Origin of the sequence: Mesorhizobium sp. M0968 (assembly GCF_040319065.1) — a bacterium.
Lineage (GTDB): Bacteria > Pseudomonadota > Alphaproteobacteria > Rhizobiales > Rhizobiaceae > Mesorhizobium.
On record NZ_JAMYNL010000007.1, the window covers coordinates 21,032 to 35,531 of the forward strand.

Here is a 14,500-nt window from a genome sequence, read left to right on the forward strand (position 1 = left end):
GTTGCCGAGGGGAAGAGCGACCGCTCCTCCCCTTCTTGGTAGGATCCTGGAAGGATCAGGCGATCGGATCGAGGACGGTCGGCCAGGCCTCCTTGTTGGTCTTGATCGCTTCGAGAAGCTTCTCCTCGCCGGTGCGGCGGGCAATCTTCTTCCACTCGGCCTCGGTGTCGGCCATCGCCTGCTCGGCTGTCTTGGCCTTGGTCAGCGCGGCGACGAGGTTCTCGTCCAGCGCGTTGTGGAAGGCGGTGGCGCCGGGATAGTTGATGGTGGGCACGGTGCGGGCGACCGTCTCGCGCACCACGTCCATGTGGTAGGCGTGGTAGGTCTGGCGAACCAGCGGATCCGAGAAATCCGATAGCCGGAACGGATCGAAGTAGCCGCCCGGATTGGCAGTCATCCAGGCGTAGATGCGGCTTGAGCCCAGCCACTGCAGGAACAGGTAGCAGGCCTCCGGATTCTTGGCTTGCGAGGACACCGACGCCGACAGGTTGAGCCACAGCACCGACCGGCTGACCAGCTTGCCGTCGATTTCGCGGCCGGGCGGCAGCATCGAGCCGATCTTGCCGGTGACAGCTGAATCCTTGTTGCCGGCATTGTCGAGGAATTTCGGCAGATTGGAGAAGGCACAGGTCATGGCCGCGCCGCCCTTGGCGAAATTGCCGTACTGCTCCGGCCAGCCCCAGGAGATCGCATCCGGCGAATGGTGCGAAAGCGACGCGATGTACTCGCTGGTCGCCGCGATACCTTGCTCCGAATTGATCAGCGGCTTACCGGTATCGTCGAACAAGAACTGATTGGGCGAAGACATTGAGACATAACGCTGATACCAGTTGGTGTAGCCCCAGCCCTGGTTGCGCAGATCGGTCGAGCCGAACAGGCCCTTGTCCGGGCGCTGGAAGAAAGCCGCGATCTCGTCATGCTGCTTCCAGGTCTTCGGCGCCGCCAGTTCATAGCCGTATTTGTCGGAGAAAGCCTTCTTCTCGGCTGCGTCGCCGAACAGATCGGTGCGGTAGACCCAGGTCTGGAAATCGCCATCCAGCGACACGCCGTAGGTCGAGCCGCGATACTGGTTGAGCAGCGAGACGCCCTTGGCGCCGTCGACGTAGCCGCGCTCGGGATCGTCCCATTCCGGCTTGTATTGCGCGACGAAGTCGTCGAGCTTGAGGATGCCGCCGGTTTCGGCAAGGTCGCCAAGACGGTTCCATTCGACCGCGTAGATGTCATACGCCCCACCCTTGGTGGAGATGTCCTGCATCGTCTTGGTGAATTCCTGGCCGTTTGGCACACCGACGATTTCCAACGGAATGCCGGTTTCCTTCTCCCAGAGATCCTTGATCGACGGCGCGCCGGCCGGAAACGGCTGGGTCAACTGGCCGATCGAGCCGTCGGACAGGCCAAGTACGATCTTGGCCGGCGCCTTGCCGGCGCCCTTCATCGCCTTGGCCGCCTCGATGGCGCGGCCCTCCGGCGTATCGGCACCATATTGATAGCGCTCCGAACCGTCGAAACCCGTCGGGCCGCCGATCATGCCGGGCGCCAGGGCATCGGCCGCATAGGCACGGCTCGGGCGAATGAATTTCGGTGCAATACCTGCGGCGGCAACAAGGACTGCCGCCTTTCCACCGGACGCCAGCAAACGGCGCCGCGACACGCGGATCAAATTCGACATTGGAACTCCTCCCTCAGGGCCTTGTTTCCTCCACGGCCCTTATGATGGATATTGACGGCACTATACGAAGCCTGTCAACATCATAAATAATCAAAATACATCATAACATCTCACGGGAGGGGAAGAATGGCGTTTGTAAAGGCTCTCATACTGAAGCCGGTGCTTGAATTTGAGGGAGCCCGGCTGCCCACCTCCCCGCTTTGGTCTGCTTGGGCACTCTGGTGTAGCGCAACGGCTTGCGCATCGGCCAAGGCCGGTTACATCATTTCCCATCAGAATCGCGGACGGCGATGAAGCCGCTCTCCGACGGTGGACCCATGAAATGCGTGATCTCGATGCGCCCCTGGCGCGTTTTGGAATGAGGTGATCGACAGTGCGGTCCACCCTGACAGACATAGCCCGGGAGGCCGGCGTTTCGGCCGCCACGGTCGACCGTGTGCTCAACAACCGCGCCGGGGTCAGGGCGCGCACCCGTGAGGTCGTGCTCGAAACGGCACAGCGGCTTGGCTATATTGCTGAAAATTCGAATAATCCGAGCTCGCTCAACGCGCTGCGCGGCGAGGTCATACGGCTGGATTTCGCCCTGCCCGCCGGCACCAATTCCTTCATCAAGATGCTGCACCGCCAGATCGAGGCGCAGGCGCAGGCGCGGCCCGACCTCGACGTCCGTGTCGCTACTATCGAAGGTTTCAATCCGGACCGGCTTGCGCGTCTGCTGCAGGAACTGCACGGGCAGACGCAGGGCGTCGGCGTGATCGCGCTCGACCATCCAACGGTCCGCGAGGCGATCCGCTCGCTTTCGGCCAGCGGCGTCAGGGTCGTCACCATCGCTTCCGACATCCTACATGTGCCGAGGGTTGCCTATATCGGCATCGACAACCGCGCCGCCGGCCGGCTCGCCGGCTACCTGCTCAACCGCTTCATGGGCGCAGGGCGTCCGGGCAAGGTCGCGCTGTTCGCCGGTTCGCTCTCCTACCGCGGCCACGAGGAGCGCGAGATGGGCTTCCGCCACATACTGGCGGAAGAATCGCCCAATCTGCAGATCGTCGAGATGCGCGAGATGCTCGACGACCGGGAGAAGGCCTATTCGGAGGCCTCCGCCCTGCTGGACCGGCACCCGGACCTGGCCGCCATCTACAATGTCGGCGCCGGCAACACCGGCATCGCCCGCGCACTCAAGGAGCGCGGGCGCGCGCTGTCGACGGTCTTTCTCGGCCATGAGGTGACGGAAGGCACCAAGGAGCTCTTGCTCGACGGCACGCTCGACGCAGTCATCGACCAGAACCCGCGCGTCGAAGCCCGCGAGGCGCTCAACACCTTGACCCATGCGGTCAGGGGCTTGCCTTACGAACTGCACCAGCCACGGCTGCAAGTGATCTTCAGGGAAAGCATCCCGGAGATCTGAACCAGGTGAAGCACGGGATGCGTCACAAATTCATAATCGCTCGGGCGAGATTTTGGCGGCCAGATCAAGGGTCCGACCGAGAATCTTCGATCAGGCTCAGACCTGCAAAATTAAATTGACTATTATCATCATGTTTTAATAAGTACCCCTGCCCGGCCCGTGTGTCGAGGCTTCTCCATCATGCCAGCCAGGGCCAACGGCCGCCGCCAGCAATCTTTGCTTTTCCCGGGGCTGCACGCATGAAACAGACAAGCAACAAGACCTTGATGGCGAGCACCGCGCTCGCCTTCGCGCTCGGCCTGCGTGCCGCGCCGCTGGCCGCCGCGCAGGAGCCGGAGAAGAACGGCGCCGCCGCCAAGGCCGATCGGCCGGTCAAGGTCGCCCAGCAGGCTAGAACTGGGCAGAACGAGCCGACCGTGCTCGACCTGATCACCATCTCGGCGACGATGATCAAGACGGCGATCATCGAATCGATGGCCGCCATCAGCGCCGTCGATCAGGAAGAGCTCGAACGCATCCAGCCTGACACCGCCGCCGACATGTTCCGCACCACGCCCGGCGTTGCCGCTTCGATGAACGGCGACGATCCGGCAACCGCCATCAACATTCGCGGCCTCGAACAATATGGCCGTGTGGTGGTGACGCTCGACGGCGCCCGCCAGGATTACTGGCGCGTCGGCCACGGCTCGGGCTCGTTCTATGTCGAGCCGGAACTAATCAAGGAAGCGACCGTCATTCGCGGCCCGGTCTCGAACGCCTATGGCTCGGGCGGCATCGGCGGCGTTGTCTCCTTCGAAACCAGGGACGCCGGCGATTTCCTCAAGCAGGAGGAGCGCTGGGCGCTGAGCGAGAAGCTGGGCAATGAGGATAATGGCGACGACTTCACCACCAGCACCACCGGCGCCTACCGTTTCAGCGACGACGCCGACATCATCGGCAACCTCATTCATCGCGACCGCGACAGCTACACCGATGGCAATGGCGACGCCGTGCCATGGACCGGCGAGAGCATCACCAGCGGCTATATGAAGGCGACCCTGCGGCCGGCCGACGGCCACGAGCTCAAGCTCGGCGCGATCCTGCAGCGCTACAATGACCAGATCACCGGATCGAGCGGCTCGACCTCGCCAACGCTGAGCCGCTACGACACCGACACGACCAACCAGACCTACACGGCTGCTTATATGTGGAGGCCGGACGACAACGAACTGATCGACCTCAGTGTCAACGCATACCACAACCGCACGCGCGCCGAGCAGACGCAGGTCTGGCCGGCAACGGCGATCGGCAACTTCCGCTATTACGACGTCGCCACGACCGGCTTCAACCTGAAGAACTCCTCGCGTTTCGACGCCTGGGAGTTGGCACATACCCTCACCTACGGCCTCGACTACTACTATCTGGAGGCCACGTCGGAGGCCGCGCATTTCGGTTCGGGCGAGCAGCAGGGTTATGGCGGCTTCCTGCAATGGCAGGGCGACTACAGCGACTGGCTGCAGCTCATCGCCGCCATGCGCTATGACGGCTACCAGCTCGACGGCAAAACGAAGACCGTGCCGCCGGCGGAAGCCTCGATTTCGGGCGATCGCTGGTCGCCTCGCCTCACCGTCGGCGTGATGCCGTTGGATGGCTTCCAGCTCTACGGCACCTATTCGGAAGGCTACCGGGCACCAGGCCTGCAGGACGTCTATCGCGGCGGCGGCGCGCATGGCGGCGGCGACAGTTACCAGCCTAACCTGCTTCTGCAGCCCGAAACGGCGAAGAACTGGGAAGCCGGGATCAATCTGAGATATGACGATGTGCTGGCCGCGGGCGACCTGTTTCGTGCCAAGGTCAACGTCTTCCACACCGCCGTCGAAGACTATATCGACGTCGACCTCACCGTTTTGCCGCGCATGGCGATCAACATCGGCGACGCGCGGCTGAAGGGCGTCGAGGCCGAAGCCGTCTACGACTATGGCTGGGGGTTCGCGAACCTCGCCGGCGCCCTGATCGACGCCAAGGTCGTCAGCGGCGTCTATTCCGGCCAGACGCTGAACAACACGCCGCTCGACCGCTTCTCGGCGACCGTCGGCTTCCGCATGCTGGAAGACCAGCTCACCATCGGTGCGCAATATCTCAGCGTCGGCAAGATCACCCGGACAAGCCGCACCAATCCCGACGCGCCGGTCGTTGTCGATGACGGCTTCGACCTGGTCAACGTCTTTGCCAACTGGCGCATCAACGACTACGCCAAGCTCGATTTCAGCGTCGATAACGTCTTCAACACCGCCTACACCGACCCGCAAAGCGCCTGGTCGACGACGGCGGCGACGGAACAGGGCAAGGGCCGCACCTTCAAGGTGGCGCTCACAGGCAGGATCGGAGGTTGAGAATGAGGGAAGCTTCAGTGAGCGGACTGGCCTGCGAAGCGCGCTTGAACCTGCGCAACCTGCCGCATTACATCGACCGCATCAGCGACAGGCTGCAGAGCTTCGATGCCGATGCCTCGCGGGAGGGGCAGCGGCTCGACTTCCGCTTCGCCTTCGGCGACGCGTCCCTTGACATGGAGCGGCTGGTGATGCGGGCCAACGCCGCCGACCGCGATGGGCTGGCCCGCATCAAGGACCTGCTGGCCACCGCCGTAGAGGTATATGCCAAGGAAGAAAGTCCCGAGATCGTCTGGACCGGCGATCTCGCCGAAGAAACCCGCCTCGCGCAGTTCCGTGAGATGGTCGTCACCCAAGTCGGCGACCTGACGCGGCATATGCGCCGCATCCGCTTCGCCGGCGAGGATCTCTCTCGTATTGCGAAATTCGGCGGCATGCATATCCGCATGCTGTTTCCGACCAGGGACGTCCCCGATCCGCTCTGGCCCGTGCTCGGCAGCAATGGCCTCCCGGCATGGCCCTCGGACGACAGGCGCCCGGCAGCGCGCGTCTACACCATCCGGGCCCTCGACGTCGAAATGGGCATCATCGAGGTCGACTTCCTCATCCACCCCGGCGACAGCGTCGGCGCCCGCTGGGCCATGCAGGCGGCGCCCGGCATGAAGATCGGCATGATGGGGCCGGTCGGCCGTCGGGTGCGACCGGCGTCCTGGTATCTCATGGGCGCCGACGAAACCGGCCTGCCGGCGCTGGCTCGCATGCTGGAGACTCTGCCCGCCGAGACCAAAGGCGTGGCCTTCATAGAGATCGCCGACGATGGCGAACGGCAGGTCGTCGACAACGCAACCGGAATAGAGGTGCACTGGCTGCCGAGAAATGGGTGCCAGCCGGGCTCGACGACAGGCTGGCGCGCGCCATCCGGTCAGTCGCATGGCCGACCGGTTCGGCATTCGGCTGGTTTGCGGCCGAAGCGGCAGCCGCCACGACGGTGCGCGAACACTGGCGCGGCACGCTGGCGCTCGGCCGCAACGAAACACTGGCGGCAGCCTACTGGCGGCGGGGCGCGGCGGGACTGATGGCCGGCTAGAGCTTGCTCACCATCGCTTGCGCATCTTCGCCCAGACCGATTGCGATCCGGTCGCCGGATGCAATGCCTGACACGTCGCAGACAACCAGCGGCATGCTGATTTCGTAGAGGAATTCGGCAACGATGGCGCCGACGGCAAGGATCGGGTCCGGCCGCTCCAGGATAATGCCGGCCGGCGCCGTGCCTCTGCGGATCGCTTCGGCCAGAACCGAAGACGAGGACGACGACCCTCGCCCGCTCGGCATCACCAGGATCTTGCCGGCGATATTGCCGCCCAGGTCCGGATGCGAATGGTCGATGATGTCGCCCGTTTCGACGTCGATCCCGCCCCAGAAGCTGAGCGCCTGCGAAAGCACCAGCGCTGGGCCTTGTGCCGAGCCGGAAAGGTGGAATGTACCGGTTCTGGCCGGCGTCTTCATGGCGCGCCTCGCACGACGCGGCCGGCCGCAGCGGAGCGGACGCAGTCTTCCATGTCACCGAAGGCCACCGAGACACCGATATTGCCAGGTGCGTAATGCGCCCATTTGCCCGAATTGGTCATCACCACGCCATCGAGACGCTCGAGGATCGACGTGACATAGGTGCAGGTGTCGGTGACCGGGACAAGGCCGAAGGCTTCCATGCCGGCCAGTGCGCCTTCGTCCTGCAACCGCGTCAGCGTCGCGCGCCCTGTGTTGACATAGATCGGGACACCTTTGCCTGGACCGACTTCGCGCAGCAGCGGCAACAGGCGCATCCACTCTTCATGGGAGAAATGCGGCGTGCCTAACGACACGGCTGCGAGCTGCACGCCGTCGGGAACGCTCGACAGCCTGGCCAGCGCATGGTGGATGTCAGCGCGAGAGATCCGGATTTTTTCCTCCGGCGCCAGGCCGTGCAACGCCTCATCCGGCGTCTCCGCCTCTGGCGTGATGCCGACGGCATGAAACAGCGCCACGGCACCAGTCGTTGCCGCCGCCGCCCCCAGCGCCTTCAATTGGTCCTCGTCGCGCGGCTGCGGCAGGCCCGATATGACAGGGATGCGGTCGCCAGCCCTTTGCCCGATGATCAGCCCGACGCCGACAAACAGAGCGTCGCTTGGCTCGAAAGCAGCGTCAGTCAGCTCGAACAGGACCTGGCCTCGTCGATTTTCACTCAGATGCAGCCCCCATGCCGGCGCGCGCCCGGTCATTGCGCAGCACAAATCGATAAAATCGCCATAGCGGTTGGTCCGCGCGCCGATCACCGAATTGGCAAAGACGATGGCGTTGGATTCACCCCAGGCGATCTGCTCGCCGAACCTTGGCCGGAACCGGGTCTGATAGGGTGCGCAGGTGAAGGTCGCCTGGCAGCCGAGTTCCAGATGCGCCTTCATCAGGCGTCGCGCCGGCGTTTCTTGCGACACCGGCATCTTCACCAATCCGGGATGGATGAGGTCGAACGAACCGACATTCAGCGTCGTCGGCACCCGAACGCGGCCGCCGCCCTCGATCAGCCTTTCGACGAAATCGAGGCTGGCCTGGCCGTGATAGAGGCAGCCGTCGATATGGGCACCGGCAATGTCCAGCAACTTGCGCGCGCCGACCGCCTTGGAAAAGGCAACCAGGATCGTCATGGCGGCAGCCGCTGCCGAGCCTTGCTCGCCATGCAGCATCGACTGGTCGCCGGCCGTCAATTCCAGCGTCATCGGCAATATTCCCCGAGCCCGCACTATGCCGATCAAGCACTCCCTGATTACGGAGCGTCTGGCAAGACAGAGCTTTGGATCTCTTCTACTTCGCAGCCGTCAGCAGACCAGACGTTCACAGCTCATCGCGAAGCAAGAGAGACGCGAAGCACGGTCGCAGAGCGGGCGATCCGCGGCGGAAACGGCGCTATTCCTTCGGCGCTATTCCTTCTGGGACGGTCCGTCGGCCGCGCTGCGGTCACCATCTGCAGAATGCGGCAGAATGCCGAAATCGCGCGACTTGGTCCCATGCGCCGCCGTCAGGAAACCATCGGCTGTGAGACCTCGTCTCAAAAGCTCACGTACCGCGGCCGACCGGCTCGGCATGTGCTTGTCGAAGCGCCAGTTCTCCAACGCCGCCAGTTCATCGACGGTCAGCATGATCTGCAATCGTTCCGGGCGTTCCAGTTCGGACATCTCGGCCTCCTGTCACACCAGCCTAAATGCAGCTGAGTTAGTGTGTTCCTAATTTTCTGTAGAGTTAGGTACGTGAGCAGAATGCGTCAAGGCCTTCGGATCAGCGAGTCATGCAGAAGTCAGATGAAGCGGATCAAGCGTCAGATAGGCAATCAACAAAATACGCTAACTATTTGACATAAAACGAGTTTTTAAGGAATTTCGCTTGCCAATCGCGAATCCTGGGCGCATCGTGGAACATGAGGGACAAACCGCTCCTGAAGGGAAGGTTTTCCATGCGCTACGGATTTTCGGTTCGCCTGCACGAAGACGTCAGTTCCCGAGTTCGGGCTGTATTGCGGTCCGGGATTGCCATCAATCTGACTGCTGTCGCCGAAGCCGCGCGACTGCAGAACCTCGCCGAGAATGTTGCGCGCGAGGACATCGAATGGCTCGTCATGCAAGCAGCCCAGCTCTACGGGGCGGCTATCGAGTTCGACGGCTTCGCGGAAACCGATCTGGCGGAGTTTGCGTGCCCTCAGCTGATGCAAAGCAGCCCCGCCGCGGGTTGGGACTCCCTGGAAGACGAAGCGTCCGCTTCGCCGGATCCTGGCCGTCAAACACACTGAGCGCGTGCTCGTGTGAGCCCCCGCCATGCTGACGCCACGTGCTCGGAAAAAAGCCCGCCGCAATGGCGGGCTTTGGACTGCTGGAGCTTTGGTGGACGAAGGCCTCTCGGCCTGGTCCGACATTCATCCGATGTATTCGCCTTAGCGGCGGGCGATCAGCAGGCACAATTGGCGCAGATCGCTGTCGTAAGTGCCTCCGCTGCTGAGCACGTCAACGCAGCGCTTCTTCATCCTGGCCAACTTGTCGCCCGACATGTCGGCAACGACCTGAGGCAAGCTGGGATTGCTGGGGTTGCTGGGATTGGAAGGGCTGCCCGGGTTGGACGGATTGCTCGGATTGGTACCACCGCCGATCCCGACACCGGCGCCGACATTGATGCCGCTGCCGATCCCGACCCCCGCGCCAGCCCTAACGCCGCTGCCGATACCTACCCCCGCGCCGGCAGCAATGCCACCGGAACCGCCGATCGTCGCGCCGGCACGGGCGTTGATGCCGCTTCTGCCCCCGACCGATGCGCCGGCGCCCGCCGCGATTCCGCTGGAACCGCCAACCGTCGCGCCGGCACCGGCGTTGATGCCGCTACTGCCGCCCAACGACGCACCGAGGCCTGCCTTGATGCCGCCGCTGCCGCCAACCGTCGCGCCGGCACCGGCGTTGATGCCGCCGCGACCGCCAACCGTCGCGCCGAGGCCGGCTTTGATGCCGCCGTTGCCGCCGATGGATGTTCCAACACCAACGGCAATTCCGTCCGCGGCATTCACGGGCATCGAGAGCATGAAAATAACTGCGCTGCCTGCCACCGCATCGGTGATTGTTTTGATTAAGGTGGTCATAACACTCTCCTTGCTGTAGTTGCGCTGAACAGCCCGCGACGTCGCCGGTTGCATACCTACTAATTTGCAAGAAGATGATCGGTTTCGTTGCCGATCAGCTCGCTGGCCTCATGGTATATTTTCAAATAACAGCCGCGTGAAATTTGTAGTGAAATTTTCCGAAAGTTTTACTTTGGGATGGCCTCTACCGATTGAAGCGATGCGAGACTCAGCTGATGGCGCCGCAACAGACGAACGTTGCGACGGTCGGCGGCCAAAGAAGGCGAATTCCTAATCAGCAAACCACAACATCAAACCTACCTACGGTAATAGAACAAGGGGGGCCGAGAAGATCCGCGCTGCGCGGGTTTGCTTCACTGTGCTGCGTCATTTTTGCCGGAACCTTTCCATCACCCGGGTTGTTTTTTCTGTAGTCGCCACATGATGATAACCCAATGATGGAGATCAACATGCTTACGAAAATCGTGACAGCTTCCATACTTGCAGCCGGTCTGGCGACCGCGGCGATGGCCCAGAACGCCGGGTCGGACAACAATGCGCCTGGCAGCGAGAAGAGCATCGTCGTCCAGCCCAAGCCGAACGGTATTGACCCTGGCACGACCCGCAGCACGATGGGCACGACGGGTACCATGAACTCCAATGCGGATGAAAACTGCCCTGCAACCCCGCAAGGAGCTCAACCCGATGCATCCAACAAGCCTGCCGGGACGGTTTCACCGACTGTCAACGACAACAATTGCGGTAAGTAGTTAGCCGCGCCGATCGGGCTTGCCATCGCGGGCTTGCGGCAGCAGGTCCGGTCAGGATTGGTTTTGCTGCCGATCATGGAACGATGTATGGGCCGACCACCCGCGAGATCCAGCGTTGGAATCAAATCCGCTTGCGTTCACGCTTTACGTGGTCGCGCCTTGGATTTGCTTCCGTCCTTGCTGGCGGCCGGCCTAGGCTGGCGTGCTTTCGGCTTCGGTCGGCTGGCGGTCTCCGGCGCGGCGGTTTCTGCGTCGATTTCGGCGGTAGCCTGATCCCAATGCTGCTGATGCGCCCCGTCGGGCCTGCCTGCCTGTTCCCAGATCGCGTGTGCTCGCTGGCGAATCCGTTCCTGCCTGTCCGTCACTGATACCTCCGTCGGCTCGGTTGATGCGTAAGCAACCTTGTTCTAGCTGAAATTTCGACCGGCGTCTTGAGCGGCAGGCGACACCGTCATTGAACCTCTCTGTCACACAGGACGGCGACCCCGAGGAGCGCCGCCTTCTTGATGATCAGCCCTTCAAGGTCCGCGTCCGAGCGCTCGGTTCCGGTGCGTTCGCGCAACAGTGCTATCGCCGCCTTCATCGACAGCAGGCCATCGCCTCGTTCAGCAAGCAGTTTGTCGACGGCTGCGGCCACGTTGACCGGCTCGACATGCGGCAGCATGGGAATGGCTCCTTTCCTTGTTTCGAGACGACAGCGGCTCCATCCCGATCCCTCGGGATGGAGCTCTCATTTGATAATTTAGGCCATGACCTTCCAAATCCGGTTCGCGGTTTGGCAACGCCGATCACTCGATGACCTGCACGATCTTGCGGGTGTCTGGGTCGACGAGCACGGTGCGATTGCCGACGACGACGTATCTGTACCGCACGTCTGGAACATCGATCGGTTGCAGCTCGACCGTATCGGGCAACGTGGAACCGATATTGAGCTCCACCCCCAGAAGACTGATCGACGCCAGCGGGTGCTTGTGGACGTATTCGCGGATGACCGTCTGCTGTTTGGGCGTGACAATCACCTGGTCCGCGGTGGCCACGCCGACGCCGGCAAGCAACGCCAATCCCGCCGCAGCAGGAACAAGGTGGATTTTCATCGTCTACTCCTGTTGTTACGGGCCTCGCCCTTACAATTGCGACGCGGCATTCCGGTCGAAGCGGCGAACCCTCTAGGCAAACGCCCACGCCACCTTGTTGTTCCGTAAGTGGCGGCTAATCGAACAGCGGTGAAGTGCCCGCGCGATGCGGCGAATGGACTGCGAATGAGCTTGCGGTGGCCCGCGTCGCAAGACGCGGGCCGATCGGTTTCCCGATCAGCAGCGATACCGGAGGGGGGGTGATATCTACTGCGTCTAAAATAACATTTAGGACAAGCTAATGTTCCTCAGCGAGTGCAACAAACCTGCCGGCGCGAGCGGCGCGAAGTTGCCGCTCGTCGCTGCTACTGCTTTGGCGGCTGTGGCGGCACCTCGCCGGGCTTGATCACCGGGGTCTTGCCCTCATCCGGCGGTGGCGCCGCCATGCCCTGATCGCCCGTTGGCGGCGGCTTCAGGACCCCACCGCATGGCTCGAGCGTATCAGACAAATTGTTGCCGGCCGGCTTCTGCTGCTGGCTGTTCTGGTCCGGCGGCTCGACTTTGCAGCGGTCGGATTGCGCCTGTTCGCCCGGCTGCGCGGCCGCCGGCACCGCCAGCAGCAGCGCACCCAACATGTACGGCAAGAAAATGAGCGGTCTCATGTCGAGCTCCTTTCGCGCCAGTGTCTTCTGAATGTGAAGGCGGGCCGGCGCGATTGGTTCCGTCGTGCGGCAATGCGCGCGGACCGCAGCGGCCCGGAACCGGCTGCCAGACTTATGAGTTCAACCACTGAGCCAATTCAGGGCCGCTGACATTATGGAGAACCGGCGATGGAACCGCGCAGCAAAGAACGAACCGACGACGAGACGGAGAGCCCGACGATCCAGCAGCAGGACTGGGATGCCATCCGGAGCGGGAGAATCCTCCCTGACGGCGTGCCGCAAAACGGCGATATTCGCTATGACGTCGAGAAGAGCGGCGAACTGCCGGAGGAGGACGACGATAACGCTTACCAGGACAGCGACGAGGCCTTGCCGGACGATACCGATGAACGTGTCATTTCGCGCGATCTTGCACGCGAAGGTGGCCCTTTCGACGAGGAATGAGCCGCCGCCTGCTTTCAATTCGGGAGGTCGAAGAGCGGCTCCTGGCAGCGATAGACCAGACATTGACCGTCGAGCGTCTTGATATACGCGGCGCGCGGCACCTGCGGCCAGTCGCATTCATTGCCGAATTGGCGGACGTAACGGTCGTAGGTGTTCTGGCCGGTGGTGAGCACGACAGAGCGATGCCTCTGGATCAGAAGCTGCGTCTGTTCGCATGTCATCGCGCGGCTGTCCGGCCGCGCGTAGGCCGTCGCGGCAAACAGAAGTGCCCCGGCTGTCAGGACTGCCGCTTGTGTCTGGACCTTGGCAAGCATGACACCATCTCCCATGCCTAACGCGCATCTTGGTCGGGCAGCGCCGGATCGAGCCGCCCTGTCGCGAAAGAAAGATCGTACAGAATGCGAGCAAAAATGCAAAAAGCCCGCCGCACCTTTCGGCGCGGCGGGCTCCAACTGAACGTCACTATTTCGGCGGGCTTGGGCGGCTTATTCCTCCTTCACCGGCCCGAACCGGCGCACGATAACCTCGAAGACGATGTCCGAGATCCACATCGCCGAGACGCCGATGAGGAACGCCGCGGCCAGCGTCGTGGTGTCGTCGTCCGGAGAAGGAATGGGCAGGCCGGCGGCGCGGAAATAATGCACGACCGGCAGCGTCAGATAGGCCGCCGCCAGCGCGCCGCAGATCGGCGAGGCCACCATCTCGCGGACCTTGTAGCGGTGGCGCGACAAGGCCCGCAAAATGCCGCCAGAAAGGCCGGCGACCAACACCGGCGCCTTGATGCCCAGAACGTCGAGCAATTCGTGCATCATGGCGTCCACCCGCACCATCTGGCGCCCTGCCCGTTGAAGGCGTTCATCTCGTCGAGCTCGGGCCGGCTCATGGCGGCAACGACCGGGGAGGATGGCCGGCGCGGCTGGTTGTGGTCGCACCAGACCTGGCGCGGATTGCCGGCCGGCGCGGTTGTCGTGCAGCCGGCGAGCACCACGCAGAGGATCAGCGCTTTGCCCATTTCTCGGCCTCCGCTCTTGCTGCCGCATCGGCCATGCCGGCGGCCTTGCGCTCTTCGGCGGCGGCCTCGCGCCTCATTTCCAGGCGATCCTCGGCGGCCGCGACTTTTGCCTCGGCCTGTTTGACCGCCTCCTTCTTTGCCCGGTTGATGCCGCCGGCAACGTAAAGGCCGATGCCGCCCGCCACGGCAGCGAATACCGTCATGACGACCCTGTTGCCGATGATGGCGCTGAGAATGCTGAGAAGCGCTGCCATCACAAGTCCTCCGCGCGGCGGCGGCGCAGGAACTCGGTCAAAACGCCGTTGATCACAAGAAACCAGGGGAACCATTCCCCCGGGATAATCGGCGAAAGGACCTGCGGGTCGACATAGGTGACGATAGTCGCGATGACGCCGATGGCCGCCTGAAGCCGCGCCCAGAATATTGTCTCGCTGTCGCGGAAAAAGCTCTTGATCCGGGTCCACAT

20 protein-coding genes and 1 pseudogene are annotated in these 14,500 nt (G+C 62.9%); 7 read left to right on the top strand and 14 right to left on the bottom strand.

The window, feature by feature from the left end:
- Positions 1 to 55: 55 nt before the first annotated feature.
- Entirely contained in the window at positions 56 to 1,669 is a 1,614-nt protein-coding gene (locus tag NKH67_RS14430) for an extracellular solute-binding protein (protein ID WP_352503648.1), read from the bottom strand.
- A 373-nt stretch (positions 1,670 to 2,042) separates the two neighbouring features.
- On the opposite strand from NKH67_RS14430, the gene NKH67_RS14435 reads away from it, so the two are divergent.
- The 4 genes and pseudogenes from NKH67_RS14435 (at position 2,043) to NKH67_RS14450 (ending at position 6,530) form a co-directional block, all read left to right on the top strand.
- Positions 2,043 to 3,074, top strand: coding sequence for a LacI family DNA-binding transcriptional regulator (locus NKH67_RS14435; protein ID WP_352503647.1), 1,032 nt, complete (start codon positions 2,043 to 2,045; stop codon positions 3,072 to 3,074).
- Positions 3,075 to 3,313: 239 nt separating this feature from the next.
- Positions 3,314 to 5,446, top strand: coding sequence for a TonB-dependent hemoglobin/transferrin/lactoferrin family receptor (locus tag NKH67_RS14440; RefSeq protein ID WP_352503646.1), 2,133 nt, complete (start codon positions 3,314 to 3,316; stop codon positions 5,444 to 5,446).
- 374 nt (positions 5,447 to 5,820) lie between these two features.
- A pseudogene (locus NKH67_RS14445) lies at positions 5,821 to 6,240 on the top strand (siderophore-interacting protein); the annotation flags it as partial.
- 83 nt (positions 6,241 to 6,323) lie between these two features.
- Entirely contained in the window at positions 6,324 to 6,530 is a 207-nt protein-coding gene (locus NKH67_RS14450; RefSeq protein WP_352503645.1) for an SIP domain-containing protein, read from the top strand.
- Here NKH67_RS14450 and NKH67_RS14455 read toward each other — a convergent pair.
- The 3 genes from NKH67_RS14455 to NKH67_RS14465 all read right to left on the bottom strand — a co-directional run bounded on the left by NKH67_RS14455 (position 6,527) and on the right by NKH67_RS14465 (position 8,652).
- Entirely contained in the window at positions 6,527 to 6,949 is a 423-nt protein-coding gene (locus tag NKH67_RS14455) for an aconitase X swivel domain-containing protein (RefSeq protein WP_353031215.1), read from the bottom strand. The genes NKH67_RS14450 and NKH67_RS14455 overlap by 4 nt on opposite strands.
- Complete coding sequence (locus NKH67_RS14460) at positions 6,946 to 8,196, bottom strand: aconitase X (RefSeq protein WP_352503643.1); 1,251 nt, start codon at positions 8,194 to 8,196, stop codon at positions 6,946 to 6,948. Before NKH67_RS14460 ends, NKH67_RS14455 begins: the two co-directional genes overlap by 4 nt.
- A gap of 201 nt (positions 8,197 to 8,397) precedes the next feature.
- On the bottom strand, positions 8,398 to 8,652 hold the full coding sequence (locus tag NKH67_RS14465) for a hypothetical protein (protein WP_352474222.1): 255 nt from the start codon (positions 8,650 to 8,652) through the stop codon (positions 8,398 to 8,400).
- A 275-nt stretch (positions 8,653 to 8,927) separates the two neighbouring features.
- Here NKH67_RS14465 and NKH67_RS14470 point away from each other — a divergent pair, with 275 nt between their 5' ends.
- Positions 8,928 to 9,260: a hypothetical protein gene (locus NKH67_RS14470; protein ID WP_352474220.1), complete on the top strand. Its 333-nt coding sequence runs from the start codon at positions 8,928 to 8,930 to the stop codon at positions 9,258 to 9,260.
- Between the two features lie 141 nt (positions 9,261 to 9,401).
- Here NKH67_RS14470 and NKH67_RS14475 read toward each other — a convergent pair whose 3' ends face one another.
- The gene (locus NKH67_RS14475; protein ID WP_502893750.1) at positions 9,402 to 10,148 is read right to left on the bottom strand and encodes a hypothetical protein; all 747 of its coding nucleotides are present in this window, start codon (positions 10,146 to 10,148) and stop codon (positions 9,402 to 9,404) included.
- Between the two features lie 380 nt (positions 10,149 to 10,528).
- Between NKH67_RS14475 and NKH67_RS14480 the strand changes: the two genes are divergently transcribed.
- Complete coding sequence (locus NKH67_RS14480) at positions 10,529 to 10,843, top strand: hypothetical protein (RefSeq protein ID WP_352474216.1); 315 nt, start codon at positions 10,529 to 10,531, stop codon at positions 10,841 to 10,843.
- Positions 10,844 to 10,980: 137 nt separating this feature from the next.
- Here the strand turns inward: NKH67_RS14480 and NKH67_RS14485 are convergent, their stop codons facing one another.
- The 4 genes from NKH67_RS14485 to NKH67_RS14500 form a co-directional block, all read right to left on the bottom strand.
- On the bottom strand, positions 10,981 to 11,208 hold the full coding sequence (locus NKH67_RS14485) for a DUF2934 domain-containing protein (RefSeq protein WP_352503642.1): 228 nt from the start codon (positions 11,206 to 11,208) through the stop codon (positions 10,981 to 10,983).
- 86 nt (positions 11,209 to 11,294) lie between these two features.
- Positions 11,295 to 11,507 (bottom strand): hypothetical protein, encoded by a 213-nt coding sequence (locus tag NKH67_RS14490; protein ID WP_352452715.1) that lies wholly within the window; start codon positions 11,505 to 11,507, stop codon positions 11,295 to 11,297.
- A 124-nt stretch (positions 11,508 to 11,631) separates the two neighbouring features.
- Positions 11,632 to 11,937 (bottom strand): DUF1236 domain-containing protein, encoded by a 306-nt coding sequence (locus NKH67_RS14495; protein WP_352474210.1) that lies wholly within the window; start codon positions 11,935 to 11,937, stop codon positions 11,632 to 11,634.
- 344 nt (positions 11,938 to 12,281) lie between these two features.
- Positions 12,282 to 12,578 carry a hypothetical protein gene (locus NKH67_RS14500; protein ID WP_352474209.1) on the bottom strand — a complete coding sequence of 99 codons (297 nt, stop codon included), beginning with the start codon at positions 12,576 to 12,578 and terminating at the stop codon, positions 12,282 to 12,284.
- 168 nt (positions 12,579 to 12,746) lie between these two features.
- On the opposite strand from NKH67_RS14500, the gene NKH67_RS14505 reads away from it, so the two are divergent.
- Positions 12,747 to 13,022: a hypothetical protein gene (locus tag NKH67_RS14505; RefSeq protein WP_352474207.1), complete on the top strand. Its 276-nt coding sequence runs from the start codon at positions 12,747 to 12,749 to the stop codon at positions 13,020 to 13,022.
- A 14-nt stretch (positions 13,023 to 13,036) separates the two neighbouring features.
- Here NKH67_RS14505 and NKH67_RS14510 read toward each other — a convergent pair whose 3' ends face one another.
- From NKH67_RS14510 to NKH67_RS14530, 5 genes are all read right to left on the bottom strand, one after another.
- Complete coding sequence (locus NKH67_RS14510; protein ID WP_352503641.1) at positions 13,037 to 13,336, bottom strand: hypothetical protein; 300 nt, start codon at positions 13,334 to 13,336, stop codon at positions 13,037 to 13,039.
- 171 nt (positions 13,337 to 13,507) lie between these two features.
- Positions 13,508 to 13,831: a hypothetical protein gene (locus tag NKH67_RS14515; protein ID WP_036245970.1), complete on the bottom strand. Its 324-nt coding sequence runs from the start codon at positions 13,829 to 13,831 to the stop codon at positions 13,508 to 13,510.
- A complete protein-coding gene (locus tag NKH67_RS14520) occupies positions 13,831 to 14,034 on the bottom strand; it encodes a hypothetical protein (RefSeq protein ID WP_352491004.1) in 204 nt (67 codons plus the stop codon). The genes NKH67_RS14515 and NKH67_RS14520 overlap by 1 nt, the downstream gene beginning before the upstream one ends.
- On the bottom strand, positions 14,019 to 14,288 hold the full coding sequence (locus NKH67_RS14525; RefSeq protein WP_352503640.1) for a hypothetical protein: 270 nt from the start codon (positions 14,286 to 14,288) through the stop codon (positions 14,019 to 14,021). The genes NKH67_RS14520 and NKH67_RS14525 overlap by 16 nt, the downstream gene beginning before the upstream one ends.
- Positions 14,288 to 14,500, bottom strand: coding sequence for a hypothetical protein (locus NKH67_RS14530; RefSeq protein ID WP_352503639.1), 213 nt, complete (start codon positions 14,498 to 14,500; stop codon positions 14,288 to 14,290). Before NKH67_RS14530 ends, NKH67_RS14525 begins: the two co-directional genes overlap by 1 nt.

Coding starts and splice junctions, on each gene's coding strand:
- NKH67_RS14510 (WP_352503641.1), bottom strand. CDS start 13,336: ATGCTTGCCAAGGTCCAGACACAAGCGGCAGTCCTGACAGCCGGGGCA.
- NKH67_RS14465 (WP_352474222.1), bottom strand. CDS start 8,652: ATGTCCGAACTGGAACGCCCGGAACGATTGCAGATCATGCTGACCGTC.
- NKH67_RS14490 (WP_352452715.1), bottom strand. CDS start 11,507: ATGCTGCCGCATGTCGAGCCGGTCAACGTGGCCGCAGCCGTCGACAAA.
- NKH67_RS14530 (WP_352503639.1), bottom strand. CDS start 14,500: ATGTGGACCCGGATCAAGAGCTTTTTCCGCGACAGCGAGACAATATTC.
- NKH67_RS14460 (WP_352503643.1), bottom strand. CDS start 8,196: ATGACGCTGGAATTGACGGCCGGCGACCAGTCGATGCTGCATGGCGAG.
- NKH67_RS14505 (WP_352474207.1), top strand. CDS start 12,747: ATGGAACCGCGCAGCAAAGAACGAACCGACGACGAGACGGAGAGCCCG.
- NKH67_RS14440 (WP_352503646.1), top strand. CDS start 3,314: ATGAAACAGACAAGCAACAAGACCTTGATGGCGAGCACCGCGCTCGCC.
- NKH67_RS14430 (WP_352503648.1), bottom strand. CDS start 1,669: ATGTCGAATTTGATCCGCGTGTCGCGGCGCCGTTTGCTGGCGTCCGGT.
- NKH67_RS14525 (WP_352503640.1), bottom strand. CDS start 14,288: ATGGCAGCGCTTCTCAGCATTCTCAGCGCCATCATCGGCAACAGGGTC.
- NKH67_RS14470 (WP_352474220.1), top strand. CDS start 8,928: ATGCGCTACGGATTTTCGGTTCGCCTGCACGAAGACGTCAGTTCCCGA.
- NKH67_RS14520 (WP_352491004.1), bottom strand. CDS start 14,034: ATGGGCAAAGCGCTGATCCTCTGCGTGGTGCTCGCCGGCTGCACGACA.
- NKH67_RS14515 (WP_036245970.1), bottom strand. CDS start 13,831: ATGCACGAATTGCTCGACGTTCTGGGCATCAAGGCGCCGGTGTTGGTC.
- NKH67_RS14500 (WP_352474209.1), bottom strand. CDS start 12,578: ATGAGACCGCTCATTTTCTTGCCGTACATGTTGGGTGCGCTGCTGCTG.
- NKH67_RS14495 (WP_352474210.1), bottom strand. CDS start 11,937: ATGAAAATCCACCTTGTTCCTGCTGCGGCGGGATTGGCGTTGCTTGCC.
- NKH67_RS14480 (WP_352474216.1), top strand. CDS start 10,529: ATGATGGAGATCAACATGCTTACGAAAATCGTGACAGCTTCCATACTT.
- NKH67_RS14455 (WP_353031215.1), bottom strand. CDS start 6,949: ATGAAGACGCCGGCCAGAACCGGTACATTCCACCTTTCCGGCTCGGCA.
- NKH67_RS14475 (WP_502893750.1), bottom strand. CDS start 10,148: ATGCAACCGGCGACGTCGCGGGCTGTTCAGCGCAACTACAGCAAGGAG.